This is a genomic window from Gardnerella piotii, assembly GCF_049815665.1.
Lineage (GTDB): Bacteria > Actinomycetota > Actinomycetes > Actinomycetales > Bifidobacteriaceae > Bifidobacterium > Bifidobacterium piotii.
The window spans coordinates 117223-138883 of record NZ_CP187450.1; the positions used below are offsets into that span (position 1 = coordinate 117223).

A 21661-nucleotide genomic window follows, 5' to 3' on the forward strand; every position below is an offset into this window, starting at 1 on the left:
CTTACTCAATCCGCTGTGCATTGGGGTAACGGTATGCTGGAATGTAGTTTGATTTTTGCTGAAAGGGTGTTTTTAAGCGTGTCTGTGAACTTTGAAGTTTGGCCAGAAGCCATAGAGTTGGGTAAATTATTTGCCGATCACAATTACGAGTTGGCGCTTGTTGGCGGCCCTGTGCGAGACATGCTTTTGCATAGAGTTTCGCACGATCTTGACTTTTGCACATCTGCTAAGCCAGAAGAATTTGAGCCACTTCTTAGGTCTTGGGGTCATGACGGTTTTTGGGATATGGGTCGAAAGTTTGGCACGCTTGGAGCTTTGAAGCGCAGAAAAGACGGAACCGAAGTAAAAGTAGAGATAACAACTTACAGATGCGATGCTTATAATCCAGATTCTAGAAAGCCAGAAGTAAAATATGGCGATACTTTGGAAGGTGATCTTTCTAGGCGCGATTTTACTGTAAACGCAATGGCTTTGCGCGTGCCAAGTCTAGAATTTGTGGATCCATTTGGCGGAGCAAGCGACTTATCTAAAGGTATTTTGCGAACTCCAGTAGATCCACGTCAATCTTTTGACGACGATCCTTTAAGAATGATGCGTGCTGTTCGCTTTGTTGCTCAACTTGGTTTCACTATTGAAGCAAGCACGGCTGAGGCCATTTTGAGCATGGTTTCTAGATTAGATATTGTTTCTGCGGAGCGCGTTCGCGACGAAATAACAAAGATGCTTCTTTCGGCAAATCCGCGCGCTGGAATTGAAGCAATGGTTGATTCTGGTATTGCAGATAGGGTTTTGCCAGAAATTCCTGCTTTGCGCTTAGAAATCGACGAGCATCACAGGCATAAGGATGTTTTTGAGCACACAATGATGGTTCTTGAGCGCGCAATAGCGCTTGAAACAGATGACGAAGGTGCGGTTCCTGGCCCAGATTTAACTTTGCGACTTGCTGCTCTTTTGCACGATATTGGTAAGCCGCGCACTAGAAAGTTTGAAGACGGCGGAAAAGTTAGCTTCCATCACCACGATATTGTTGGAGCTAAAATGACTCGAAAGCGCATGAAAGCTTTGCATTTTGACCATCATATTATTGACGATGTAAGCGAGCTTGTGAATTTGCATTTGCGATTCCATGGCTACGTAGACGAGCCTTGGACGGATTCTGCAGTTAGAAGGTATGTTAAGGATTCAGGACACTTGTACGAGCGTCTAAATCGCCTAACGCGCGCAGATGCTACTACTCAAAACAAGCGCAAGTCGCTTATGTTTGAGCATGCGATGGACGAGATGGAAGATCGCGTACGCGAATTAAAAAAGCAGGAAGATTTTAACGCAATTCGTCCAGACTTGGATGGCAATGAAATCATGAATCTTCTTGGTTTGGAGCCTGGTCCTATTGTTGGTAAAGCATACAAGCACATGCTGGAATACAGACTAGATAATGGTCCTGTAGAGCACAGTGTTGCTGTTGACGAGCTTAAAAAATGGTACGAAAGTCAAGCTGAATAAAGCGAATCGCGCAAAGCGTCTATGTAAGCTAGAATCTTACTGAATAGGCTTGTGGTTTGCAGCTTTTGGAAGATTCTTAATTGTGTTATACGCTGCGCAGCCTCTAATCTCGTTAATTGCAGCTCCAGCGGCAGGAACGTCGGTTTTAGGACGAAGATTGCTAAAAGTGGCTCCTAAAACGACGTCAATAAGCTTATCTTGACGGTCATCTATGCGCAAAATGGCGTCCTTAAAATTGGCTACTAGTGTATAAGCTTCGTTAATCGACTGTTTTCCAAAATAGATTGTTGTGCGCTTAACGCGTGTTTCGCTATTTCCAACTTCGATTAAGTTAAAACCGCGATTTCTAAGGCCTTCCCCGACTGCTCGCGCAAATCCGCGGAATTTTGTTCCATTTAGAACGCGTATAGAAACAGCGCGATTATCTATATAAGACGCTTTATTTTCGTCTTTGTTTTTTATAGCACAAGGCGCTTGAACGCCATAGTTTGGGTCTACTTCTGGAGTTCTAGGAGCAGCGATTCCAAAAAGATGCGATTGCACAATAAGAGCTAAAACAAAGGCAATTGCAACTCCGATTGCAACAGACGATAGCACAAATCGTTTTCTTTGATACATGAACTCTCTTCGGGCTAGTCGCTCGTCGTAAAACTGCGTCATGCTAACTTCCGATCTGTACTGTGTGCTTTATACTATGTGCTTCTTGCGTGCATATGCGTATGCATAAGTGTTAGCTATTTTACTTACTATGCATGACGGTGTGCTAGCAACGTATTTTAACTGTTAAAAGCTTTACAGAGAGCTAAAAATTCGTCGCAAGTTAAAGTTTCGCCTCGTCTTGTTGAATCAATCTTAGAAAGTTCGTAAGCTTCTTTAGGAACAATGCCTTTTAGTGCTGCGTTTAGCGTTTTTCTTCTCTGCTGGAATGCTGCATCAATAATCTTAAACACTTTTTCTTTTTCTTGCTCGCTGCCTTTTGGATTATCGTTTCTCTTAAAGTACACTAGCGCGGAGTCAACGTTTGGAGCAGGCCAAAATACGTTTCTGCCAATCAAACCAGCTTTTTGAGCAGTACCATACCAAGCCAACTTTACGCTTGGAGTGCCATACGTTTTATTGCCAGGCTGCGCGCATAAGCGATCTGCAACTTCTTTTTGAACCATTACGAGAAAGCTTGTAAGATTATCGAATTTTTCTAAAAGAGTAAGAATAATCGGTGTTGCAACGTTGTATGGAAGATTTGCAACAAGCGTAAAGTGCGCCGCTTTTGCTAAATCGGGAACATCTTGAGCGTTTACCTCTAACGCGTCTTTAAGAATCACATTAAACCGTTCTAAAGCATTAGGCATAAATTCTTTAACAGTACTCGGCAAACGTTTAGCAAGCGGAGGATCTATTTCTACAGCAGTAAGATTTGCGCCCGCTTGAAGAATCGCAAGTGTAAGAGAGCCAAGACCAGGGCCTACTTCCATAACAAAATCGTTTGAATTAATTTTTGACGCAGCAACGATTTTCTTAACTGTTCCAGGGTCAATAACAAAATTTTGACCAAACTTTTTTGTAGGCGTAATGCCTTCTTGCGCTGCGATTGCGCGAATATCAGCTGCTCCAAGAAGACGGCCTTGTTGATTTTCAATATTATCTTTCGTCAATTTAATACCATCCAAACTTTAATACCATCCAATTTCTTGTGAATGCTTCCACGCTTCGCTAGGATTTCCGTATTTACTTCTAATGTAACTAAGGCCCCACGTTATTTGTATTGATGCATCTTCATGCCAGTTTGCTCCCGCGCTCGCCATTTTATCTGCTGGAAGTGATTGCGGAATTCCGTACGCGCCAGAGCTTTTATTTTCTGCGTTCCAGCGCCAATTCGATTCTTTTGTCCACAATTTAACAAGGTCTTCCCACATTGCTCCAGTCCAACCAAGTTGTGCGCATGCTGCTTGAGCATAAAGTTTTGCTTGTTCGGGCGTTGCATGAACCATGCCGTTTGGGTTATCTGCAGGTGCAGGTGCAGGAGTTGGTGTTGGTGTTGGGGCAGGTGTTTGTTTTATAGCTTGTGAAGTTTCAGCAGTTTGCTTAGAACTTTGCTGATTGTTGTTATTATTTTGTTGAATGTTTTGATTTTGCGCGCCCTGTTGTGCGCTCTTGTTTTGTGTATTTTGTTGATTCGTGTTTGTTTTTTGCGATTGAGTTTGACTAGTTTGACTATTTGGTTTCTTGTTTTCTTCTTGTTTATTGATTTGTTTGCTTGGCTTAGATTCGTTTTGAGTTTTAGGAGTAGACTTTGCGCCAATTGCAACAATTTGATCAATCGACGGCTTAACAATTGACTGCTTTATTAGCGTTGCACTTTGAGCTTTGCCATCCACATAAGTCACGTTATACAAATCTATGCGCTCGCCATTTGCGCCAGCTTGTTTAATAACTCTAGCTCCGATTGCAAGACTTGAGTCGTTTACGTTTATAGTGCTAAATGGAATAACAACGTTTCTAGATTCTTTTCCATGCGTTACTCTAAGAATGCGAAGCAAAGTTTTTCCGTTTTCTTCGCTAACAGTTACTTGGTCTTCTTTTCCTAAGACTATTCCTAAAGAATCAAGAATTGAGCTTGCTGGCAGTGTTCCGTCTGGAACAACTCTTGTTTTGTTATCGCAAATAACTGTGACTGGTCCTTTTTTGTTTATAGAAAGTCCACCAGTAAGCTTGTTATAAATGTTTTGCAAATTAACAGTTATTTTTGCAGCATGATCTGCGTTTGCTTGGAAGAATCCGATTAATTGATCAATGCTTGTTGCAACAGTCCAAAATGGTATTGTTACACCGTCTACTGTAATGGATGTTTGATAAGCGCTTCTAACGGTAACAGTTGCGTGATCTGCTAATATGTCTCCCGAAGTACTAATAACTTGGTCGTGTGTTTTAACTGGTACTTTTTGTTCTTGTAGAAGTCTTTGTGTAGTAGATGCATAAGTTGTTACTACTTTAGTTTTGCCATTTATGATTAAAGCAATAGATTTACGCGCAGAAAGTGCAAAAATCCCAGTGCTAGAAATAATAAGAGCTAGAACGCATATAAAAACGCGTAGTCTTCTCATTATTACAAACCGCTGAGGTGTCCATCTGCGTGCCATTCAACCTCACTTTCAATGCAAAACTGAATTTTAATTATAGCAATGATTGCAATCAGCCAAAAATAAGACTATAAGCATATGATCTAACTCATTAAAAATGCGTTAAGAAGAATCAATCTTAAACTATAAAACTATAAAAGGTAAAGGGGGCAGGAGAGAAGGGGATTTGTCCTGCCCCCATGAGGAGGAGCTGGTTGGGGGACGCTCCATCCTCTTGCTCGGAAACCCTGAGTTGGGGGAAGGTTCCCGAGAACTTACTCAAGCGAAGTAATCAGCATAAATTGTTCTTGTAAGCTTTACGGTTCATCATAAAATAAATCTATTTATAATTTATTATCTTATTATTGTTATTGTAAATTTACTAAAAACTTTTTACATGCTTATGATTCATAATATGCATACAAGTGGATTTTTATAATTCAGACTATTTTTACTCTGCTTTTACTTTGCTTTTACTCTGCAAAACGCCTATAAAATGGAGCCTCCTGCCGGGATCGAACCGGCGACCTGCCGCTTACAAGGCGGCCGCTCTGGCCATCTGAGCTAAGGAGGCGAGTTCTTGCACGCTAGTTAAAAATCTTCGCGAGCAAAACATTGATTAGTGTATCAGCATCCGCTGTCAAGTGCAACTCTTCGGCGCTAACACGCTAATCAACAAGAACTAGTCAAGAGGATTTGGCTGATCTTTATCTGTTACTTTTGGCATAACACCTTCAACTCCAACCTTAGACTTATCTAATCCAATAGACTTAAGAATTGCATCTGGAGTACTAAGCTTCTTCTTGCTAACCTCAACCATATCAAGCAGCTTCCCGTTGATAGTGGTTGTAGGAGTTGTCATAGCTCCCTTATTTGCTCCACTAACATTCCACAAAGCCTTGCGATTTGGTGTATCGGCATTAATAGCGTTTTGCCAATCAAGATAATTTCTGTTGAATGCTTTGTTTGCCACTTCTTCGCTAACGCCAGCGTTTATGGCTTGCTCAATCAGCTTTTTGTTGCTAACAGGCTTGTAGTCGTCGCCTTCTTCTGGCTGGAAGTCTTCGGCAAAAATGTTGTTAATAAATTGAAGTAAGTGCGAAGGATTGTCGTCGTTAGAAGAAATGTATGCGATTGCGCCAGTTACGCGTGTTGAATAGTGGTCGCTAGAAATTCGATCCAAGAACGACATTGGGTGAATCTCAAGGTTGATTTGGCCGGCTTTCATCATTGCAATAAGCATTTGATCGGAATCGCGATTAAAATTACCGCATCCTGGGCACAAAGGATCGGCATAAACCGCTATAGTCGGAGCGTTTGGAGCCGTTGTGTTATAGCCGTTTTTGCTGATTAAAATTCCGCCTTGTTCGTTTGCGTACTTAGGCTTTTGATTAGTCGTAAGCTTTTTAACAGCTCGTCTTGCTTGTTGAGCTTGCTCGACATTCTTTTGATTTTGCGCATTAGTGGCGTTAAGGGCTGTAATTCCAATTGCTGCAATCATGCCAATTAAAATGACAACAACAACAATTCCAACGATTGTTTGTTGGCGTAATTCTTTAGCTTTGCGCGCTTGAAGATTTTGATTTGATTGATTTTGCGCGCTTTTGCTACTGTTAGGCATGCCTATCCTTCCCCTGATTTTTACAAATAACATACATAAGTAAATTAATCTAAAAGAATAGTTTAGATTACGGTATCAACGGGCTTAATCGCCATCGGTTGCTTGCGATTTTCCCGCGCCGCAAATGGCCCCTGCTCCAACGGCGAATATTTTAGTTTTACCTAATATAAAAGAAATAATCCATCCTGCAATAAATCCAATAATGTATCCAATTGAAGTTGGCGAACAAATATCTGGAGCGTATGTTGGTAAAATCACGCTAATTGACCAAACTTGAACTTTGATTAATTGGCTAGATGCGTGGATTAAAATTGGGTACACGTATGCTCCAATAACTCCTGCTATTGCAAGAGTTATGACTTTTTTAATCGAGTATGCTATTGCTTTAATAAAATGCCACGGTATGCTAGCGATTCTTATGAATACGTCTTTTCCACCAACGGATTCGTTCGCGCGTTTTCTGCGTACACTTGAGCAAACATTGTATCCGATTGTTGCTGTAATTAGCATAAAAATAAGATTTGCTGCAAGCGCATCTATTGGAGAAATCGCAGCTAGTAAGCTTGCAAGAGTAAGGAATATAGCCGCGGCTACTCGCCCGCGAAATAAGTATTTATTTACGTTTGGATGCGGATTTTCATCTAACTCAGGCGGCTCAGCAATTTTGGTTGCTTGTTCTGAATTTGCGATTTGTTCTGGCTCTGTAACCTGTTCTGGATCTATAGCTTGTTCTAACCCGTTTGCGTATACCTTGGTAGTGGATGTGCTAGTGGCGTCTAGTAAAGATGTTGGCTCGGGGTCTATTAAATCCGATTCTGTAGAGTGTAACAAAGTTGTATTGTCAACATTCTTAGAAACCCACATTTTTCTAGGGTTTTCTGGAAGCGTTCTTGTTTGAAAAGTCGTGTTAAAATCGTGAGTTTTGGCATTATTGGGTACAGTTTCTCCACTAAAGCTGTGCTCAAAAGGGTAGCTTGAATCCTGCCAGTCTGTAGGGTTCATGGCATCTTGGAAAATTGCGTTTTCAAGCTGTTCTGGAGTGCATCGCTCGCTTCTTTTAGGATTTAATGCGCTTTTGAACGCCTGCATTGTTCTTATTGGAAGGCCATTAAGATTTGCGTTCCCAGATGCTGCTCTTTCTAAAACTGCCATTATTGGCTTGGTTCCAAAAACAGGCTTTCCTGTTGCTGCAAAAGCTAGAACGGCAGCTACGCTCCACCAATCTGTAAGTTCGCTCGATTCTCCGCCTTCAATGATTTCTGGAGCAATAAATCCAGGGGTTCCCATTACAAGGCCAGTTCGCGTAACATGCGACTCGCCCTGCCCCATAGATATTCCAAAATCAACTAAAATGGGGCCAGTAGTGGAAATCATTATGTTTGTAGGCTTAATATCTCGGTGAATTATGCCCGCACTATGAACCGCTTTTACAGCGTCGATTAGTTTGTGCGCAAGTCGTTCTAAATCGCCACCAGCGTATGGGCCGTTAATTGCAACGTCTTCTTTAAGATTGTGGCCGTCAATAAGTTCTGTGACTATAAAAGCGATTGAAGCATCAAGCTCCATATCTACTATTGAGCACACGCCTTCGTGGTGTATTTTTTGCAAAGCTAGCGCCTCGCGCCTAAGTCTAAGTCTCGCTTGCTCTTGCGGATTGCTAACTTCGGCAGACTCCAAATTATCGTCTTCGTTTTCTAGCATCGATGCGCGCAAAATCTTCATTGCGTAAAAATGGCCACCGTCGTCTTTTACTCGCCAAACGGAGCCCATAGCGCCTCCGCCCAGTCGCTCAATCAGCGTGTATCCGCCAACATTTTGGCCAGAGCGCAAGTCAAACATGCTCACATCTTCCATAATGCATTATGTTAGTGTGCAGCTATGCCAATTTGTTTTTTAACACTAAACACGCGATTTTATAAACAAATGTTTATATATCTACTGTAAAAGTAATCGTGTTTATAAGCCTTTGTTTATGAGTGATTTTTATACTCGACACGCCGAAGTGTTAGAAAATACTGTAATTTTGCTGTTTTTACTGAATAAACATGATATATTAAATCATGGCTCAACGAAGAGAACCTTCAATGAACCATGTAAGTAAATGTGGACGATTGACGCCGCCGATGTAGGACTTGGGGTCTTTGGTGCACACCCTTCACAACGGATCGTTCGGCACGTACCTGCCGATGAAAGGAAAATATCATGGCAGAAGTTGTATTTGATCATGTAACTCGAATCTACCCAGGCAACGATAAGCCTTCGGTTGATGATTTGAACATGACTATTAAGGATGGCGAGTTCCTTGTACTCGTTGGTCCATCTGGTTGCGGTAAGTCCACAACGCTGCGAATGTTGGCTGGTTTGGAAGAGGTTAACAAAGGTCGCATTCTTATTGGTGGTCAAGACGTTACTACAATGCAGCCAAAAGATCGCGATATTGCAATGGTGTTCCAGAACTACGCATTGTATCCACATATGACTGTTGCAGATAACATGGGCTTTGCTCTTAAGATTGCAGGCGTAAACAAGGAAGAAATCCGCAAGCGCGTTGAAAAAGCTGCTGAAGTTTTGGATTTGACTGAGTACTTGGATCGTAAGCCAAAGGCTTTGTCTGGTGGTCAGCGTCAGCGTGTTGCAATGGGTCGCGCAATTGTTCGCGAACCAAAAGTCTTCCTTATGGATGAGCCTCTTTCTAACCTTGATGCAAAGCTTCGCGTACAGACTCGTACACAAATCGCAGCATTGCAGCGTCAGCTCGGCGTTACTACTCTTTACGTAACGCACGATCAGACCGAGGCTTTGACAATGGGCGACCGCATTGCCGTTATTAAGCTTGGCATTTTGCAGCAGGTTGGCGCTCCAACCGAGCTTTATGACCGCCCAGCAAACGTGTTTGTTGCAGGCTTCATTGGTTCCCCATCTATGAACATTAACCAGCATCCAGTGGTTGATGGCAAGGCTCAGATTGGCGAAGATTCCATTACTCTTCCAGCAGAAGCTGTTGATAAGCTTACAGAAGAAGATAAGGGTCAGATTATTGTTGGCTTCCGTCCAGAAGATGCAAGCTTGGCAACTTCCGACGATCCAAATGCCTTCTCCTTGAAGGTTGTAAACGTGGAAGATCTTGGCTCCGACGGTTACATCTACGGAAACATCATCACCGATGGATCTCCAGAAGAAGCATCTACAATGATGAGCGACCAGAACAAGCTCACAACGATTCGCGTGAACCCACGTGCGCTTCCAAAGGTTGGTGACGTTGTAAAGATTAAGATTGATCCATCCAAGATGCACCTGTTTGCACCTTCTACAGAGTTGCGTTTGAACTAGCGTTTTCTTGGGCACTTGCTTTTGCTTTAAGTGCCCAAGATTTCTGTATAAGGGTATGGCGGGGTTCGCTAGGCGAGCCCCGTTTTCGCATGATTTAGCTTATTTTAGTTTGTAGCTATATTTGCATTTATTCACATTTGGTTATTAGCGTTCATCTTTACGGGTAGACTAGATTTTATGGAATGGAACGATACTCCTTCAATGGATCCGCGTGCTGCGCAAGCAACATCGGTTTCTGCACTTAGTGAGACTGTATCTTCTGCGGAACCGCCAGCATTGAAGATTACTGCTGCAAGCTCTAATCCTCAAATGTTTATGCTTCCTTGGGAGCTGCCGCTTTCTCAATGGCCTACAAATCTTTTTGTTAACCTTCCTAGAGGTATATCTAGGCACGTTGTGCGATTTGTACACGTAGGCGACGAAGTGTATGCAATGAAGGAGATTACTCGTCAAGTCGCGGAGCGCGAATATGAGCTTTTAAGACGTTTGCGCAAGCTGGAACTTCCAACAGTTAAACCTATAGCGGTTGTTGCTGGTAGAAAAGATAAGAATGGCGAGCCACTTGAAGCAATGCTTGTTACTCGTCATCTTAAATTCTCTTTGCCGTACCGTGCGCTATTTGCTAGAACTTTGCGACCAGATACTGCGGAGCGTTTAATTGATGCGCTTGCTGTGCTTATGGTCCGTTTGCATCTTTCCGGATTCTATTGGGGAGATGTTTCGCTTTCTAACGTTCTGTTCTTGCGCGATGCCGATGCATTTACTGCGTTTTTGGTGGACGCGGAAACTGGCGATTTGCATGGAAGCCTTACTGAAGGTCAGCGAGAATACGATATTGACTTAGCTCGCACAAATATAATCGGCGAATTAATGGATTTGAGTTCTGGCCAGCTTTTGCCTGGAGAAGTTGACGAAATTAGCATTGGAAACAGGCTCGTAGACAGATATCACTCGCTTTGGAGCACGCTTACAGACGTAGATAAGTTTAGCCCAGACGAAATGTGGCGTATTGAGCGCCGCGTGAATCGTCTTAACGAGCTTGGATTTGACGTAGACGAGCTTGAGATGAAGACTTCCGAAGATGGGCGAAGAGTTTTGGTTAGACCGCGAGTTGTGGACGCTGGATACGCTTCTAGAAAGCTTTTGCGCTTAACTGGCTTAGATGTGCAAGAAAATCAAGCTCGTAGGTTGCTTAACGATTTAGACGCGTACCGCACTTCTACATGGCGTCAAGGCGAAGAGCTGGAGATTGTTGCTACGGACTGGATGCGCGAAGTATTTGAGCCTACTGTTCGCATGATTCCGCCTGAGTTTAGGTCGCAAATCCAACCTGCGCAGTTCTTCCACGAAGTTTTGGATCATCGTTGGTTTATGGCAGAGCGCGTTGGGCACGACGTTTCTATGCAAGATGCTGTAACAAGTTATATTAAGAACGTTTTGCCACAATACAAGATGGATAAGCGCGTTCTGGCTGCGATTAATGCAGATGCGGATTCTGGCGTTGTAGACGACGAGTACACGTATTCCACGCCTGCGCCTGCAGCTGCTCCTGCAGCGAGCGACTACGATGAGTACGATCAAGATGCAAGTGTTTGGGCAAGCTGAGCTTTTGCGTGCTTTTGTGAGCATTTTTGTTTTTCTAGCGTTTTAAGAGATTCCTTACTTTGCACCTGTTTTGCACCTGCTTTGCATCTGCTTTACTTTTGTTTAGTGAAGTGTGGAATTATTCTCTTTGAAATATGGAATAATTCGTATTTATTTTAGGAATTTTGTTAATTTCTTTTGTGAATGGTGATAGAATTTTCTTGTTAGTTGTCAATGATTGCCAACTAATCATAGTTATTTATCAATTAATCAAGGGAGATTATTATGTTAAAAGGTGTAGATTCTATAATTCCTCCAGCATTGCTGAAGGTTCTTTGCGAAATGGGCCATGGAGATGTTTTAGTATTGGCCGATGGAAATTTTCCAACTGAGTCTGTAGGAAAAGACGCTATAGTTGTACGCTGCGATGGTCATGGAACTTCGGAATTGCTAACTGCAATCTTAAAGTTGATGCCACTCGATCAATACACCGATAAGCCAGCTACACTTATGGAAGTTGTTCCAGGAGACCCTTGCGAAACTCCAATCTGGAAAGAATATGAAGATATTATTGCTAAATACGATAAGCGTGGAGCAAGCACTTTAGGAACTCTTGAAAGATTTGCGTTCTACGATGAGGCAAAGAAGGCATATTGTGTTGTTGCCACGGGTGAGCGTGCTCAATACGCTAACATTATGCTGCGTAAGGGCGTGGTGTTTGCTGGAGAGTAGCGTAAATAGGTAAATAAGTTTATATTTATATGCTATTTATCTGTTATTTACTTGTTATCTGTTTGTAGAGATATAGAAATCTAAGTGTTATAGCATAAAAGCACTGCGTTTAACAAGATGATTTGGAATTTAAGAACCATCTGCTACGTGCAGTGCTTATTTTGTGCCCCCTGTGGGACTCGAACCCACAACCCAAGACTTAAAAGGACTCTGCTCTGCCAATTGAGCTAAAGGGGCAACAAATGCTTAGTGTACTACATTTTGTAGACTAATCCAACTTCTTTGATGTTGGCGTGTTAGTTTGCAAGTTGTCCTAGTTGCATAAGCTTATCTTTGATTTGACTTGCAGATGGCTCAACCATAAAGCTGCCGTCGCTAAAAGTCACAACAGGAATATGCTTCTGACCGCTAATTTCAACAGCTTTTTGAGCAGCTCCGTCTTCGGACTCAATATTGTGCCAAGTAAAAGCAACATTAAACTGGTTAAGCGCGGACTTTGCGCGAATGCAATCGCCACACCAATCGGCTCCGTAAACATTGACTAATGGCAAATTTTCCATAAACTATCACCCCAATTCAGTTTGATTTTAAAGTGGCCATTAAAGTGGTTTGCAAATGTAGCATAAATTTTCACTCATAATGGTCTATAAAAATTATTGTATTAGAACACTAATATTTGCGTGATTTTTGCGAATAATCAACAATTTCAACTATAATTTAAGCTAATTTTCTTTAATGTGTCCCTTTAATTTCATAGGCTTATTATATGAACATGGTTATGGACTTAAATTTGGTTATATGGTTTACTGTTGGCGCAGTTATTTTAGCTGTTGCTTTAGTGGCGGTAGCTGTTGTTTTGCGAATTATTGGAAAATCGCATGGCCCAGTAATACCTACTAGCAAAGAAGACCCATTGTCTAGTAGCGCTGAAAATAATGGTGATTCTAGCGCGCAATTACCAGAAAATGCAACGTCTAGAATGGCCAGGCTTAGAGGCAAGCTTGCGAATAGTCAAAATCCTTTTGGACGCGCGCTTTTTAACATTTTAAGCAAAGATAATCTTAGTGAAGACGATTGGCAAGATGTAGAAGATACGCTTTTAATGGCAGATGTTGGCGCTCAAGCAAGCGAAGAGTTGGTTGAGTCTCTTAAAAAAGACGCTAAGATTTCTGCGGCTGCAGACGCTCAAGAGGTTCGCGAAACATTGCGCGCGAAACTTCTGGATGTTGTTGGCAGCAAAACCGATAGAAGCCTAAAAGCAGATTTGCAAGATGCAAATAAGCCAAGCGTAATCATGATGGTTGGCGTAAATGGCACTGGGAAAACCACTACTGCTGGCAAGCTTGCGCGACTAATGGTTTCTAAAAATCGTTCTGTAATTCTTGCTGCTGCCGATACTTTCCGCGCGGCTGCTGCCGATCAGCTTGAAACTTGGGCAAATGCTGCAGGCGTTAAAGTTGTTCGTAGTCAAAAAGATGGCGCAGATCCTGCTTCCGTGGCTTTTGATGGCGCTACGGCTGCCAAAGAAGCAAACGCAGACGTTTTGATTGTAGACACGGCTGGAAGGTTGCAAAATAAGGCAAATCTTATGGAAGAGCTTGGCAAAATCCGCCGCGTAATCGAGAAAACTGTTCCTGTAGACGAAGTGCTTTTAGTTCTTGATGCTACAACTGGCCAAAATGGAATGGCTCAAGCAAAAGTCTTTGCTCAAGCTATTGGAATTACGGGCGTTGTGCTAACAAAGTTAGACGGTTCCGCAAAGGGTGGAATTGTGATTTCTGTTCAACGCGAGCTTGGAGTTCCTGTAAAGCTTGTTGGGCTAGGGGAAGGTCCAGATGACCTTGCTCCGTTTGACCCAGAAAGTTTTGTAGACGGCATTTTGGCTTGAGTTGCTTTTGGTTTTAGTCGCATTTTAGATTAAGTAATTTTGCTTTAGTAACTTTTAGCTTGAGTTGATTAGAATATAAATTAAATTGCAACCACCGATGGCTGCGTTTGTGAGGTGAAAAATGACCGCAATGGATCCGCAATGGGCGTTACTGGCTGCCGCATTAGTGTTTATAATTACGCCAGGAATCGCACTGTTTTATGGTGGCCGCGAGCGCGCAACGTCAATGGTTAACATGATGATGCTTTCCGCTGGTGCAATTGCGGTAACAACCATAGTTTGGACGCTTTGGGGCTGGTCAATGGCCTTTGCTGGAAAAGACATGATTGGCGGAGTTGTTGGCGACCCTGTAAGCGGATTGCTGCTACGTGATTCAATGGTGGCAGATCACGGCATTTTTACTTCGATGGACGCAAACACTGGTCTTGCTGGCGGAATTCCAGCGGCATTTAGACTTGCGTGCGCGGTTGTTGCTGTAGCTCTTATAACTGGCGCGCTTGCTGGTCGTGTGCGCTACGCGATTTGGCTAATATTCGTAGCTGTTTGGGTAACTCTTGTGTTTGCGCCTCTTGCGCACATGGTTTGCGGAGGCGGTCTGCTTTCTCCTAATGGCGCTATATCTCAGGCTCTTGGAATCCAGGTTCATGATTTTGCAGGCGGATCTTTGTTGCACGTAGCTGCGGCAGTTTCGGCTTTAGCAATTGTGCTTATTATTGGCGGTCATGCTCATTTTCCTCTTAAGAATTTTGTTTTGCATACCAAGTCTTTTGCGACTTTGGGTGGCGCAAATTCGGAGCACAAGGGCAATTTAGTTCGCGCACTTTTGATGGAAGTCGCAAAGTCTAATAAGACTAATGATTCTGCTGCTTCTAGCGATGATTCTAAAGCTAAGGGCGATTCTTCTTTAGAAAACGCTAGCGAGCTTGCGGCTAATGGCAATTTTGCCAATGTTTCTGCACGCGCTCCGCACAATGTTCCATTTGTTGTTCTTGGAATTTTCATCATTTGGTTTGGCTGGCTTGGCTTAATGATTGGTTCTTCTGTAGGTCTTCCAGGAGTTGCTGGATATGCGTGGGTTAGCTCAACTATTACAGCGTCTGCGTCTATGCTCGCTTGGGGCGTTACGGAACGCTTGCGCTCGGGGTGCTTTAGTGCCGTTGGAGCAGCTAGTGGAATCATGGCTGGTTTGGCTGCTAGTGCCGCCGCTGCAGACGTTATAGCGCCTTTGTGGGCGGTTGTATTGGGTGCGATTGTTGGAGTTGTTACATGCCTTGCTACGCATTCTAAGACTTTTACTCGCTACGATGGTGCGCTACACGTTGTAAGCGTAAATGGCATTGCTGCGTTTATTGGCATTCTATCTGTTGGATTATTTGCGGATGCGAGCGGATTGCTTTCTACTGGCGATTGGCATCAGCTAATTGCGCAAATATGCCTTCTTGCAATCACGATTCTTTATTCTGGAGCCGTTAGCGCGTTGCTTGCATTTGGATTAGAGAAGCTTTTTGGTTGGAGAATATCGGAGGCTAAAGAGCGTAAGGGCGTTGATTTAGCGGATCAAGGTGAGCGCGCGTACGATTTTTCTGGTATTGCTCAAGAAAAATCTGCGATTGACGCTGAAGACAAGACGCAAATGTGACACACTCGGATTGCACAATGTGGATAAAACTTTTAGTTATCCACATTTTAGGCGTGTTGCTGTGTATATCTATAAAAGTTGTCCACAAATGGGGGATAACTTTGTGGATATCCTGCGGATAACTTTTTTGAAATCATATTCAGTTTGCAATTCAAAAAATTTTATGATAGCGATTGCATAATTCAAGATAAATGATTCAATTACCAAAAAGGCATGAAAAGGCGTTAAATAGGCCATTATTATGAGCGATCAGAGTGAAAACGTTAACAAAAAAGACCTACTGAAACACATATTTTCTCTAGCTATTCCTACATTTGGCCAGCTTATTGCAGAACCAGCGTTTGTTTTAGTAGACACTGCAATAGTAGGTCATTTAGGTAAAACGCAATTAGCGGGGCTTTCAATAGGCTCAACCGTGCTTTTAACAACAACGGGGCTGTGCCTGTTTTTGGCGTATAACACAACAAGCCAAGTTGCAAGGCTACTGGGTGCTGGCAAAAATCGCCAAGGGCTAAGCGTTGGAATGGATGGATTGTGGCTTGCTCTCGTGCTTGGGGTTGTTCTAACGCTTGTTTTAATGGTGTTTGCGCGCCCGCTTTGCCAAAGTTTTGGCGCAAATGGCGAAACGCTTAAAAACGCGATTATTTACACTCAAACTGTTATGCCAGGTTTACCTGCAATGTTGCTAATTTACGCTGCAAATGGCATTTTTAGAGGACTTAGCAAAGTAAAAATCACGCTTTTTGCTGCAATAAGTGGAGCTGTGCTAAACGCGATTTTAGATATTCTATTTGTGTTTGGAATGAACCTTGGAATTGCTGGGTCTGGAATAGCAACAATGATAGCGCAATGGTATATGGGTATTGTTTTAACGCTTCCAGCGATTTTTTGGGCAGCTCGCGAAAAAGCACGTTTGCGTCCGCAAGCACACAGCATACTTAAAAGCGCTGGAAGTGGCATTCCGCTGTTTATACGCACATTGGCATTACGCGCGTGCATGGTGGCGACTGTTGCAGCGGCTGCGCGACTTGGAACCAATACTTTAGCTGCATATCAAGTTGCAAATTCTTGCTGGAATTTTGTTATGAACATATTAGACGCTATAGGAATTGCAGCTCAAACAATAGTCGCTTCCGCGCTTGGAGCTGGATTATCAAAACGCGCTAATGTAATCACAAAAGTTTGCGCACAAGTAGGAGCGTTAAGTAGCGTAATAGTTGGAATTGTAATGATATTTGCAGGATGGTTATGCTCGCCGCTGTTTAGTCCAAATGCAGAAGTGCAACTTTTGGTTTCAATCGGAATGACGATTCTTGGAATTTTCTTGCCGCTATCTGGATTTATGTGGGCGATAGATGGAGTGTTAATCGGAGCTGGAGACCACAAGTATTTAGCTAAATCATGCTCAATTACAGCAGTTGTTTATCTTCTTGCAATTAGTGCGGTTTGTGTGGCAAATGTGGCTCTTTTTGCGGGAGATGTTACTAAAACAATATCGCTGTGGGTTGCTCTTAATGCTGTGTATATTGGCGGACGCGCGCTTGGAAATTCGCTTAGAGTTAAAACGGATGATTGGATGAAGTGCGCAAATCTGTGATTTTTAAGTTGATTTGTGACTTGTGATTTGTGACTTGTTACTTTTAAGTTGATTTGTAAAATCGCAAAGCATTTAACTTACGATTTGTGTTAGTTTATATAAACTTTTGTTTGCGTGCTCCGTGCAGACGTTTATACTCGATTTTATGGCAGATAATGATATGTGGCAGTCAAATCGAAAAGATTCAAACCGATTAAACAACGCTAACGCTAATGTTAGCTTGTTTGACAAGGTTCCTCCTCACGACGAAGACGCAGAAATGGCCGTTCTAGGCGGAATGCTAATGAGCAAAGATGCTATTGGCGAAGTTTCGCAAATCCTAGAAACGGCAGACTTTTACGTTCCAAAGCATCAAACAATTTACGACGCGATTATAAGCCTATTTTCTGGGTCGCAACCAGTAGACGTTGTTTTAGTTGCAAACGAGCTTCTAAAAGACGAAAACTTAGAGAAAATTGGTGGAGCAGACTACTTGCATAGCCTTGTAGCATGCGTTCCTACAGCCGCAAACGCGCTATATTATGCGGATATTGTGCACAAAAATGCGATTTTGCGAAACGTGATTGCTGCTGGAACAAAGATTGCGCAAATGGGCTATTCGGCCACTGGAGACCAAGCGGAAGATGTTGTGAACCTTGCGCAATCCGAAGTTTACGAGATGGGCTCGGGCAAAGTTCATCAGGATTATTCTGCTATTGGTCCTGTTGTGCAAGACGCTCTCGAACAGTTAGACAAGTTGCAAAGCAACGAGATTGAAAAAGGCGTTCCAACAGGATTTAGAGACATTGACGATAGTACGCAAGGCTTGCAGCCTGGGCAAATGGTAGTCGTAGCTGGTAGGCCTGCAATGGGAAAGTCAACTCTTGGAATCGACTTTGCGCGTTCTGCAGCGTTGCATCACAATATGACAACAATAGTGTTCTCGCTAGAAATGAACAAATTGGAGCTTGCTCAAAGAATAATCGCAGCTGAAACGGATATTCCAATGACGGCAATGCATCGTGGAACTCCAGAAGACATTACAACCGATAGGTGGACTAAGCTAAACGCGTTTTGGTCAAAAATGAAGGATGCTCCGCTTTTTATAGACGACAGCCCAAATATGAGTCTTATGGAAATTCGCGCAAAATGTAGGCGACTAAAGCAGACTAACGACTTAAAGCTAGTTGTAATCGACTATTTGCAACTTATGACTTCGGGTAAAAGGGTTGAATCGAGGCAGCAAGAGGTCTCCGAGTTTTCGCGCGCGTTAAAGCTTTTAGCAAAAGAGCTAGAAGTGCCAGTTGTTGCACTAAGCCAGCTAAACCGCGGACCAGAAATGCGAAACGATAAAAAGCCGCAGCTTTCGGATTTGCGCGAATCGGGTTCTATTGAGCAAGATGCAGACGTTGTGTTTCTTGTGCATAGGCCTGATTTTTACAACAAAGAAGATCGCCCTGGCGAAGCAGACATTATTATGGCAAAGCATCGTAATGGCCCTACAGGAACGTTTAATCTAGCTTTTCTTGGAGCAACATCTAAGTTTAAAGATATGCCGCAAGACTACCAGTCGCAATCATATGCACAAGGAAACGATGCTGTTGGAGGCTATGATGGCCAGTCTGCTTGATGCTTTTATGCCTGCTGTAGGAAAGCTGGTTCGTGCGGTTTCTAGAGCTTTGCACCACGGCGGAAGTGCTTTGCCAGGCAAAGTTGTAGAAACACTAGACAGTGGGTTTTTGGCTAGAACGCTAGGGAGTTTGCCTTACGGAGTTGTGCTAATTTCGGGAACTAATGGCAAAACCACTACAACTCGCATGGTTGCGTCTATGCTTAGAGATGCTGGATTGCGCGTGTTTACAAATCCTACGGGATCGAATTTTACGCGCGGAGTTGTTGCATCATTGGTGCAAGAAATGCCTGTTTTTGGTACAAAGTTGAATGCGGATATAGCTGTTTTAGAGCTTGATGAAGCTTACGCTGTGCATTTTGTAAATCAAATAAAGCCGCGCTATTCGCTTCTTCTAAACGTTATGCGAGATCAGTTAGATAGATTTGGCGAGATTGACACTACAGCTAAATTGTTGAGTAATGTGGCTCGTGCGACTAAGCAGGTAGTTGTACTAAATCGCGAAGATCCGCGAATTTCTGCGCTTTCTAAAGACGTTTTGCCGCCTTGTAAAGTAAAGTATTTTGGTTTGGATGATTCGTTAAGAAGCATGTTTCCAACCGACGACGATTTGCATAATGATTTGGGTGGCGATTTGGCTGGCGATTCGCGTGATGCTTTGCATAATGATTCGCGCAATGATTCGCATGATGATTCGCGCAATCTTTTGCATGCAGATGTTGTGTTGGCAAAAGTTGATGGCAATAAGGCCGATTTTTTGATTGATGGGCGCAGAAAGACTGCTAGCGTTAAGTTGCGAGGCGTGTATAACGTTTTTAACGCTGCTGCTGCGTCTACGATTGTGCGAGCGATTTTGGCGGATGCTGCTAAAAAAGATGCAACGCTGGCAAAATTTAACGACAATGCGCTTATGGATGCGATTTCTCGCGTAACGCCAGCGTTTGGGCGAGGCGAAGTAATCGAAGTTAACGGCGCTTCTGTGGAGCTTGTTCTAGTGAAAAATCCTATTGGATTTAGACTTGCGCTCGCCTCGTGTGAGCCTGCAAATCACGATACCATGATAGCGATTTGCGACGAATATGCGGACGGGCGAGATATGAGCTGGCTGTGGGACGTTGATTTTACGAGCCTTAGTGGCGTTGGAGTCGCTTGCGTTTCTGGCACGCGCGCGTGGGATATGGCTTTGCGTTTGCAATACAACAAAGTTGCTTCTAGAAATGTGAACACCGATTTAGAAGAAGATGTTAAAGCTTTTGTAAATGGCGATTTTAGTAGCAATGTTAAAAACGCAAAACGCATATATTGCACATACACTGCAATGCTTCGCGTGCGAGATACATTGGGGCAAATCGCAAGCGTTAAAGACGTTGGAGTTGGAAAGTAAAGAAAGTAGTCGTCATGAATAATGTTAGTGATGTTAGTCAAGCGAATACTGTAGTTGCAAGTAAAGCCGAGAATCGCGTATTAGATATTGTGTCGCTATACCCAAAAGACATGAATATTTATGGTGACTATGGCAATGTGCTTACGATTATGCGCCGAGCGGAATTGTATGGTTACAAGCCTGTGCTTCACGAGTACAACGTTGGCGATGATTGGCCAAAGAGAGTAGATATGATTCTTGGCGGCGGCGGCCAAGATCATGGTCAAAGCAGAGTTACAGATGATTTATTTGCGCGCGCAGACGCGATTCGAGAGCTTGCAAAAAATGGCGTTCCAATGCTTATGATTTGTGGGCTGTACCAGCTTTTTGGAGAGTATTTTGAAACCGCTGAGGGGCAAAAGCTTCAAGGAATTGGAATACTTGGCGAGCATACGGTTGGTCAAGACGTGCGCATGATTGGAAATCTTGTGGAGCATAGTGCCGATTTTGGCGATATTGTGGGCTACGAGAACCATTCTGGGCGCACAAGCTTGCAAGATGGAACGCAGCCGCTTGGATTGGTTGATGGCGAAAATTGTGGGAACAACGGCGAAGACCACACGGAAGGTGCGCGCAAATACAACGTTATTGGCACTTATATGCACGGATCGGTTTTGCCGAAAAATCCGCGTCTGGCTGACTTTTTAATTCGTACAGCTGCGCAAAATCGTTACGGTGAATTTGCGCCACAGCAGACTGATTCTCAACGCGCAGAGCTTGCTAAATTAGACGAATTAGCCGAGCGCGCTCGCGAAGTCGCCGTAACTCGTCCGCGGTAAGAGATTTATCTGCGCTAAATTTGTCAACGCTAAATACAAAATAACCTGCTGAACTTGCAAAGTGTTGCAAATCAGCAGGCTATTCTGTAGTTTTATTTCTAGCTTTTGATTCTAGTTTTCGTTTGATTTAGCTGGTGATTATTAGTCAATCAAGCCGTACAAACGATCGCCAGCGTCGCCAAGACCTGGAACAATATAAGCTTTGTCGTTCAAATGCTCATCTACAGCGCAAACAACAACCTTAAAGTCAATAGAAGGATCAATCTCCTTCTCAATGCGCTCCAAGCCTTCTGGCGCTGCCAAAATGTTAATAGCAGTAACATCTTTAGCGCCGCGCTCTGCCAAGTAGTGCGTAGCAGCAATAAGAGTGCCGCCAGTGGCAAGCATTGGGTCCAGCAAGAAGCATTGACGACCAGTCAAATCTTCTGGTAAACGGTTAGCATAAGTGACGATGTCGAGCGTCTGCTCATCGCGCTTCATGCCAAGGAATCCAACCTCAGCGGTTGGAAGAAGGCGAGTCATGCCGTCGAGCATACCGAGGCCAGCGCGCAAAACAGGCACAACCATTGGGCGTGGACGGTTTAAATGCTTGCCAGTCATTTTGCAAATAGGAGTTTCAATCTCGCGATCGCTAACTTCCAAGTTGCGGGTTGCTTCGTATGCTTCGAGAGTTACCAATTCGGAAACTAACTCGCGGAAAATATTAGATGGTGTATTCTTATCTCGCAAAACGGTGAGCTTGTGGTCCACCAGCGGATGATGTAAAACATGAAGATCCATACCTTCTAGATTAGTGCAAGCATTGCACGTTAAGCTAGCGGCGTGCCGTGATTATTTAGA

The 21661-nt window shown here is 43.3% G+C and carries 17 protein-coding genes and 2 tRNA genes; 10 read left to right on the plus strand and 9 right to left on the minus strand.

Translation table 11 applies throughout. The annotated features are described in order from the left end of the window. Positions 1-33: 33 nt before the first annotated feature. Positions 34-1503 (plus strand): CCA tRNA nucleotidyltransferase, encoded by a 1470-nt coding sequence (locus ACPEIW_RS00450; RefSeq protein ID WP_050567582.1) that lies wholly within the window; start codon positions 34-36, stop codon positions 1501-1503. Between the two features lie 36 nt (positions 1504-1539). On the opposite strand, the gene ACPEIW_RS00455 is transcribed toward ACPEIW_RS00450, so the two are convergent. The 6 genes from ACPEIW_RS00455 to ACPEIW_RS00480 form a co-directional block, all read right to left on the minus strand. Next, entirely contained in the window at positions 1540-2163 is a 624-nt protein-coding gene (locus ACPEIW_RS00455) for a LytR C-terminal domain-containing protein (RefSeq protein WP_248898876.1), read from the minus strand. 116 nt (positions 2164-2279) lie between these two features. Beyond that, positions 2280-3170 (minus strand): 16S rRNA (adenine(1518)-N(6)/adenine(1519)-N(6))-dimethyltransferase RsmA, encoded by an 891-nt coding sequence (gene rsmA, locus ACPEIW_RS00460; protein ID WP_016635490.1) that lies wholly within the window; start codon positions 3168-3170, stop codon positions 2280-2282. A 3-nt stretch (positions 3171-3173) separates the two neighbouring features. Then, positions 3174-4640, minus strand: coding sequence for a G5 domain-containing protein (locus tag ACPEIW_RS00465; protein WP_016793939.1), 1467 nt, complete (start codon positions 4638-4640; stop codon positions 3174-3176). Between the two features lie 476 nt (positions 4641-5116). Beyond that, positions 5117-5193 (minus strand) — tRNA-Thr (locus tag ACPEIW_RS00470). A gap of 108 nt (positions 5194-5301) precedes the next feature. Beyond that, positions 5302-6240, minus strand: coding sequence for a DsbA family protein (locus tag ACPEIW_RS00475; RefSeq protein ID WP_425663762.1), 939 nt, complete (start codon positions 6238-6240; stop codon positions 5302-5304). Positions 6241-6324: 84 nt separating this feature from the next. Continuing rightward, positions 6325-8094 carry a serine/threonine-protein kinase gene (locus ACPEIW_RS00480; protein WP_425663764.1) on the minus strand — a complete coding sequence of 590 codons (1770 nt, stop codon included), beginning with the start codon at positions 8092-8094 and terminating at the stop codon, positions 6325-6327. Between the two features lie 348 nt (positions 8095-8442). On the opposite strand from ACPEIW_RS00480, the gene ACPEIW_RS00485 reads away from it, so the two are divergent. The 3 genes from ACPEIW_RS00485 (at position 8443) to ACPEIW_RS00495 (ending at position 11886) form a co-directional block, all read left to right on the plus strand. Next, a complete protein-coding gene (locus ACPEIW_RS00485) occupies positions 8443-9570 on the plus strand; it encodes an ABC transporter ATP-binding protein (protein ID WP_004131128.1) in 1128 nt (375 codons plus the stop codon). A gap of 177 nt (positions 9571-9747) precedes the next feature. Then, entirely contained in the window at positions 9748-11175 is a 1428-nt protein-coding gene (locus ACPEIW_RS00490; RefSeq protein ID WP_425663766.1) for a DUF4032 domain-containing protein, read from the plus strand. Between the two features lie 264 nt (positions 11176-11439). Next, on the plus strand, positions 11440-11886 hold the full coding sequence (locus tag ACPEIW_RS00495; RefSeq protein WP_004131125.1) for an RbsD/FucU family protein: 447 nt from the start codon (positions 11440-11442) through the stop codon (positions 11884-11886). A 164-nt stretch (positions 11887-12050) separates the two neighbouring features. Here ACPEIW_RS00495 and ACPEIW_RS00500 read toward each other — a convergent pair. Both ACPEIW_RS00500 and ACPEIW_RS00505 read right to left on the minus strand, forming a co-directional pair. After that, a tRNA-Lys gene (locus tag ACPEIW_RS00500) sits at positions 12051-12123 on the minus strand. Positions 12124-12182: 59 nt separating this feature from the next. After that, positions 12183-12446: a mycoredoxin gene (locus ACPEIW_RS00505; protein WP_016635485.1), complete on the minus strand. Its 264-nt coding sequence runs from the start codon at positions 12444-12446 to the stop codon at positions 12183-12185. 206 nt (positions 12447-12652) lie between these two features. On the opposite strand from ACPEIW_RS00505, the gene ftsY reads away from it, so the two are divergent. The 6 genes from ftsY to ACPEIW_RS00535 all read left to right on the plus strand — a co-directional run bounded on the left by ftsY (position 12653) and on the right by ACPEIW_RS00535 (position 20821). After that, positions 12653-13774 carry a signal recognition particle-docking protein FtsY gene (gene ftsY / locus ACPEIW_RS00510; protein WP_425663769.1) on the plus strand — a complete coding sequence of 374 codons (1122 nt, stop codon included), beginning with the start codon at positions 12653-12655 and terminating at the stop codon, positions 13772-13774. A gap of 121 nt (positions 13775-13895) precedes the next feature. Next, positions 13896-15413, plus strand: a complete 1518-nt coding sequence (locus ACPEIW_RS00515) for an ammonium transporter (protein ID WP_016635483.1) — start codon at positions 13896-13898, stop codon at positions 15411-15413. A 241-nt stretch (positions 15414-15654) separates the two neighbouring features. Continuing rightward, on the plus strand, positions 15655-17010 hold the full coding sequence (locus ACPEIW_RS00520) for an MATE family efflux transporter (RefSeq protein ID WP_425663771.1): 1356 nt from the start codon (positions 15655-15657) through the stop codon (positions 17008-17010). Between the two features lie 145 nt (positions 17011-17155). Further along, positions 17156-18619, plus strand: coding sequence for a replicative DNA helicase (dnaB, locus tag ACPEIW_RS00525; protein ID WP_016635481.1), 1464 nt, complete (start codon positions 17156-17158; stop codon positions 18617-18619). Then, entirely contained in the window at positions 18603-20003 is a 1401-nt protein-coding gene (locus ACPEIW_RS00530; protein ID WP_425664351.1) for a MurT ligase domain-containing protein, read from the plus strand. The genes dnaB and ACPEIW_RS00530 overlap by 17 nt, the downstream gene beginning before the upstream one ends. A 14-nt stretch (positions 20004-20017) precedes the next feature. Further along, entirely contained in the window at positions 20018-20821 is an 804-nt protein-coding gene (locus ACPEIW_RS00535; protein WP_425663773.1) for a type 1 glutamine amidotransferase, read from the plus strand. A 141-nt stretch (positions 20822-20962) separates the two neighbouring features. Here the strand turns inward: ACPEIW_RS00535 and upp are convergent, their stop codons facing one another. After that, the gene (gene upp, locus ACPEIW_RS00540) at positions 20963-21601 is read right to left on the minus strand and encodes a uracil phosphoribosyltransferase (RefSeq protein WP_004120306.1); all 639 of its coding nucleotides are present in this window, start codon (positions 21599-21601) and stop codon (positions 20963-20965) included. Between the last annotated feature and the right edge of the window lie 60 nt (positions 21602-21661).

Bases quoted from the DNA above. Each gene is read 5' to 3' on its own strand.
- ACPEIW_RS00495 (WP_004131125.1), top strand. From the start codon at position 11,440: ATGTTAAAAGGTGTAGATTCTATAATTCCTCCAGCATTGCTGAAGGTT.
- ACPEIW_RS00520 (WP_425663771.1), top strand. From the start codon at position 15,655: ATGAGCGATCAGAGTGAAAACGTTAACAAAAAAGACCTACTGAAACAC.
- ACPEIW_RS00505 (WP_016635485.1), bottom strand. From the start codon at position 12,446: ATGGAAAATTTGCCATTAGTCAATGTTTACGGAGCCGATTGGTGTGGC.
- ACPEIW_RS00465 (WP_016793939.1), bottom strand. From the start codon at position 4,640: ATGGCACGCAGATGGACACCTCAGCGGTTTGTAATAATGAGAAGACTA.
- ACPEIW_RS00530 (WP_425664351.1), top strand. From the start codon at position 18,603: ATGGCCAGTCTGCTTGATGCTTTTATGCCTGCTGTAGGAAAGCTGGTT.
- upp (WP_004120306.1), bottom strand. From the start codon at position 21,601: ATGGATCTTCATGTTTTACATCATCCGCTGGTGGACCACAAGCTCACC.
- ACPEIW_RS00480 (WP_425663764.1), bottom strand. From the start codon at position 8,094: ATGGAAGATGTGAGCATGTTTGACTTGCGCTCTGGCCAAAATGTTGGC.
- ftsY (WP_425663769.1), top strand. From the start codon at position 12,653: ATGAACATGGTTATGGACTTAAATTTGGTTATATGGTTTACTGTTGGC.
- ACPEIW_RS00490 (WP_425663766.1), top strand. From the start codon at position 9,748: ATGGAATGGAACGATACTCCTTCAATGGATCCGCGTGCTGCGCAAGCA.
- ACPEIW_RS00455 (WP_248898876.1), bottom strand. From the start codon at position 2,163: ATGACGCAGTTTTACGACGAGCGACTAGCCCGAAGAGAGTTCATGTAT.
- ACPEIW_RS00535 (WP_425663773.1), top strand. From the start codon at position 20,018: ATGAATAATGTTAGTGATGTTAGTCAAGCGAATACTGTAGTTGCAAGT.
- ACPEIW_RS00515 (WP_016635483.1), top strand. From the start codon at position 13,896: ATGACCGCAATGGATCCGCAATGGGCGTTACTGGCTGCCGCATTAGTG.
- ACPEIW_RS00485 (WP_004131128.1), top strand. From the start codon at position 8,443: ATGGCAGAAGTTGTATTTGATCATGTAACTCGAATCTACCCAGGCAAC.
- dnaB (WP_016635481.1), top strand. From the start codon at position 17,156: ATGGCAGATAATGATATGTGGCAGTCAAATCGAAAAGATTCAAACCGA.
- ACPEIW_RS00450 (WP_050567582.1), top strand. From the start codon at position 34: ATGCTGGAATGTAGTTTGATTTTTGCTGAAAGGGTGTTTTTAAGCGTG.
- ACPEIW_RS00475 (WP_425663762.1), bottom strand. From the start codon at position 6,240: ATGCCTAACAGTAGCAAAAGCGCGCAAAATCAATCAAATCAAAATCTT.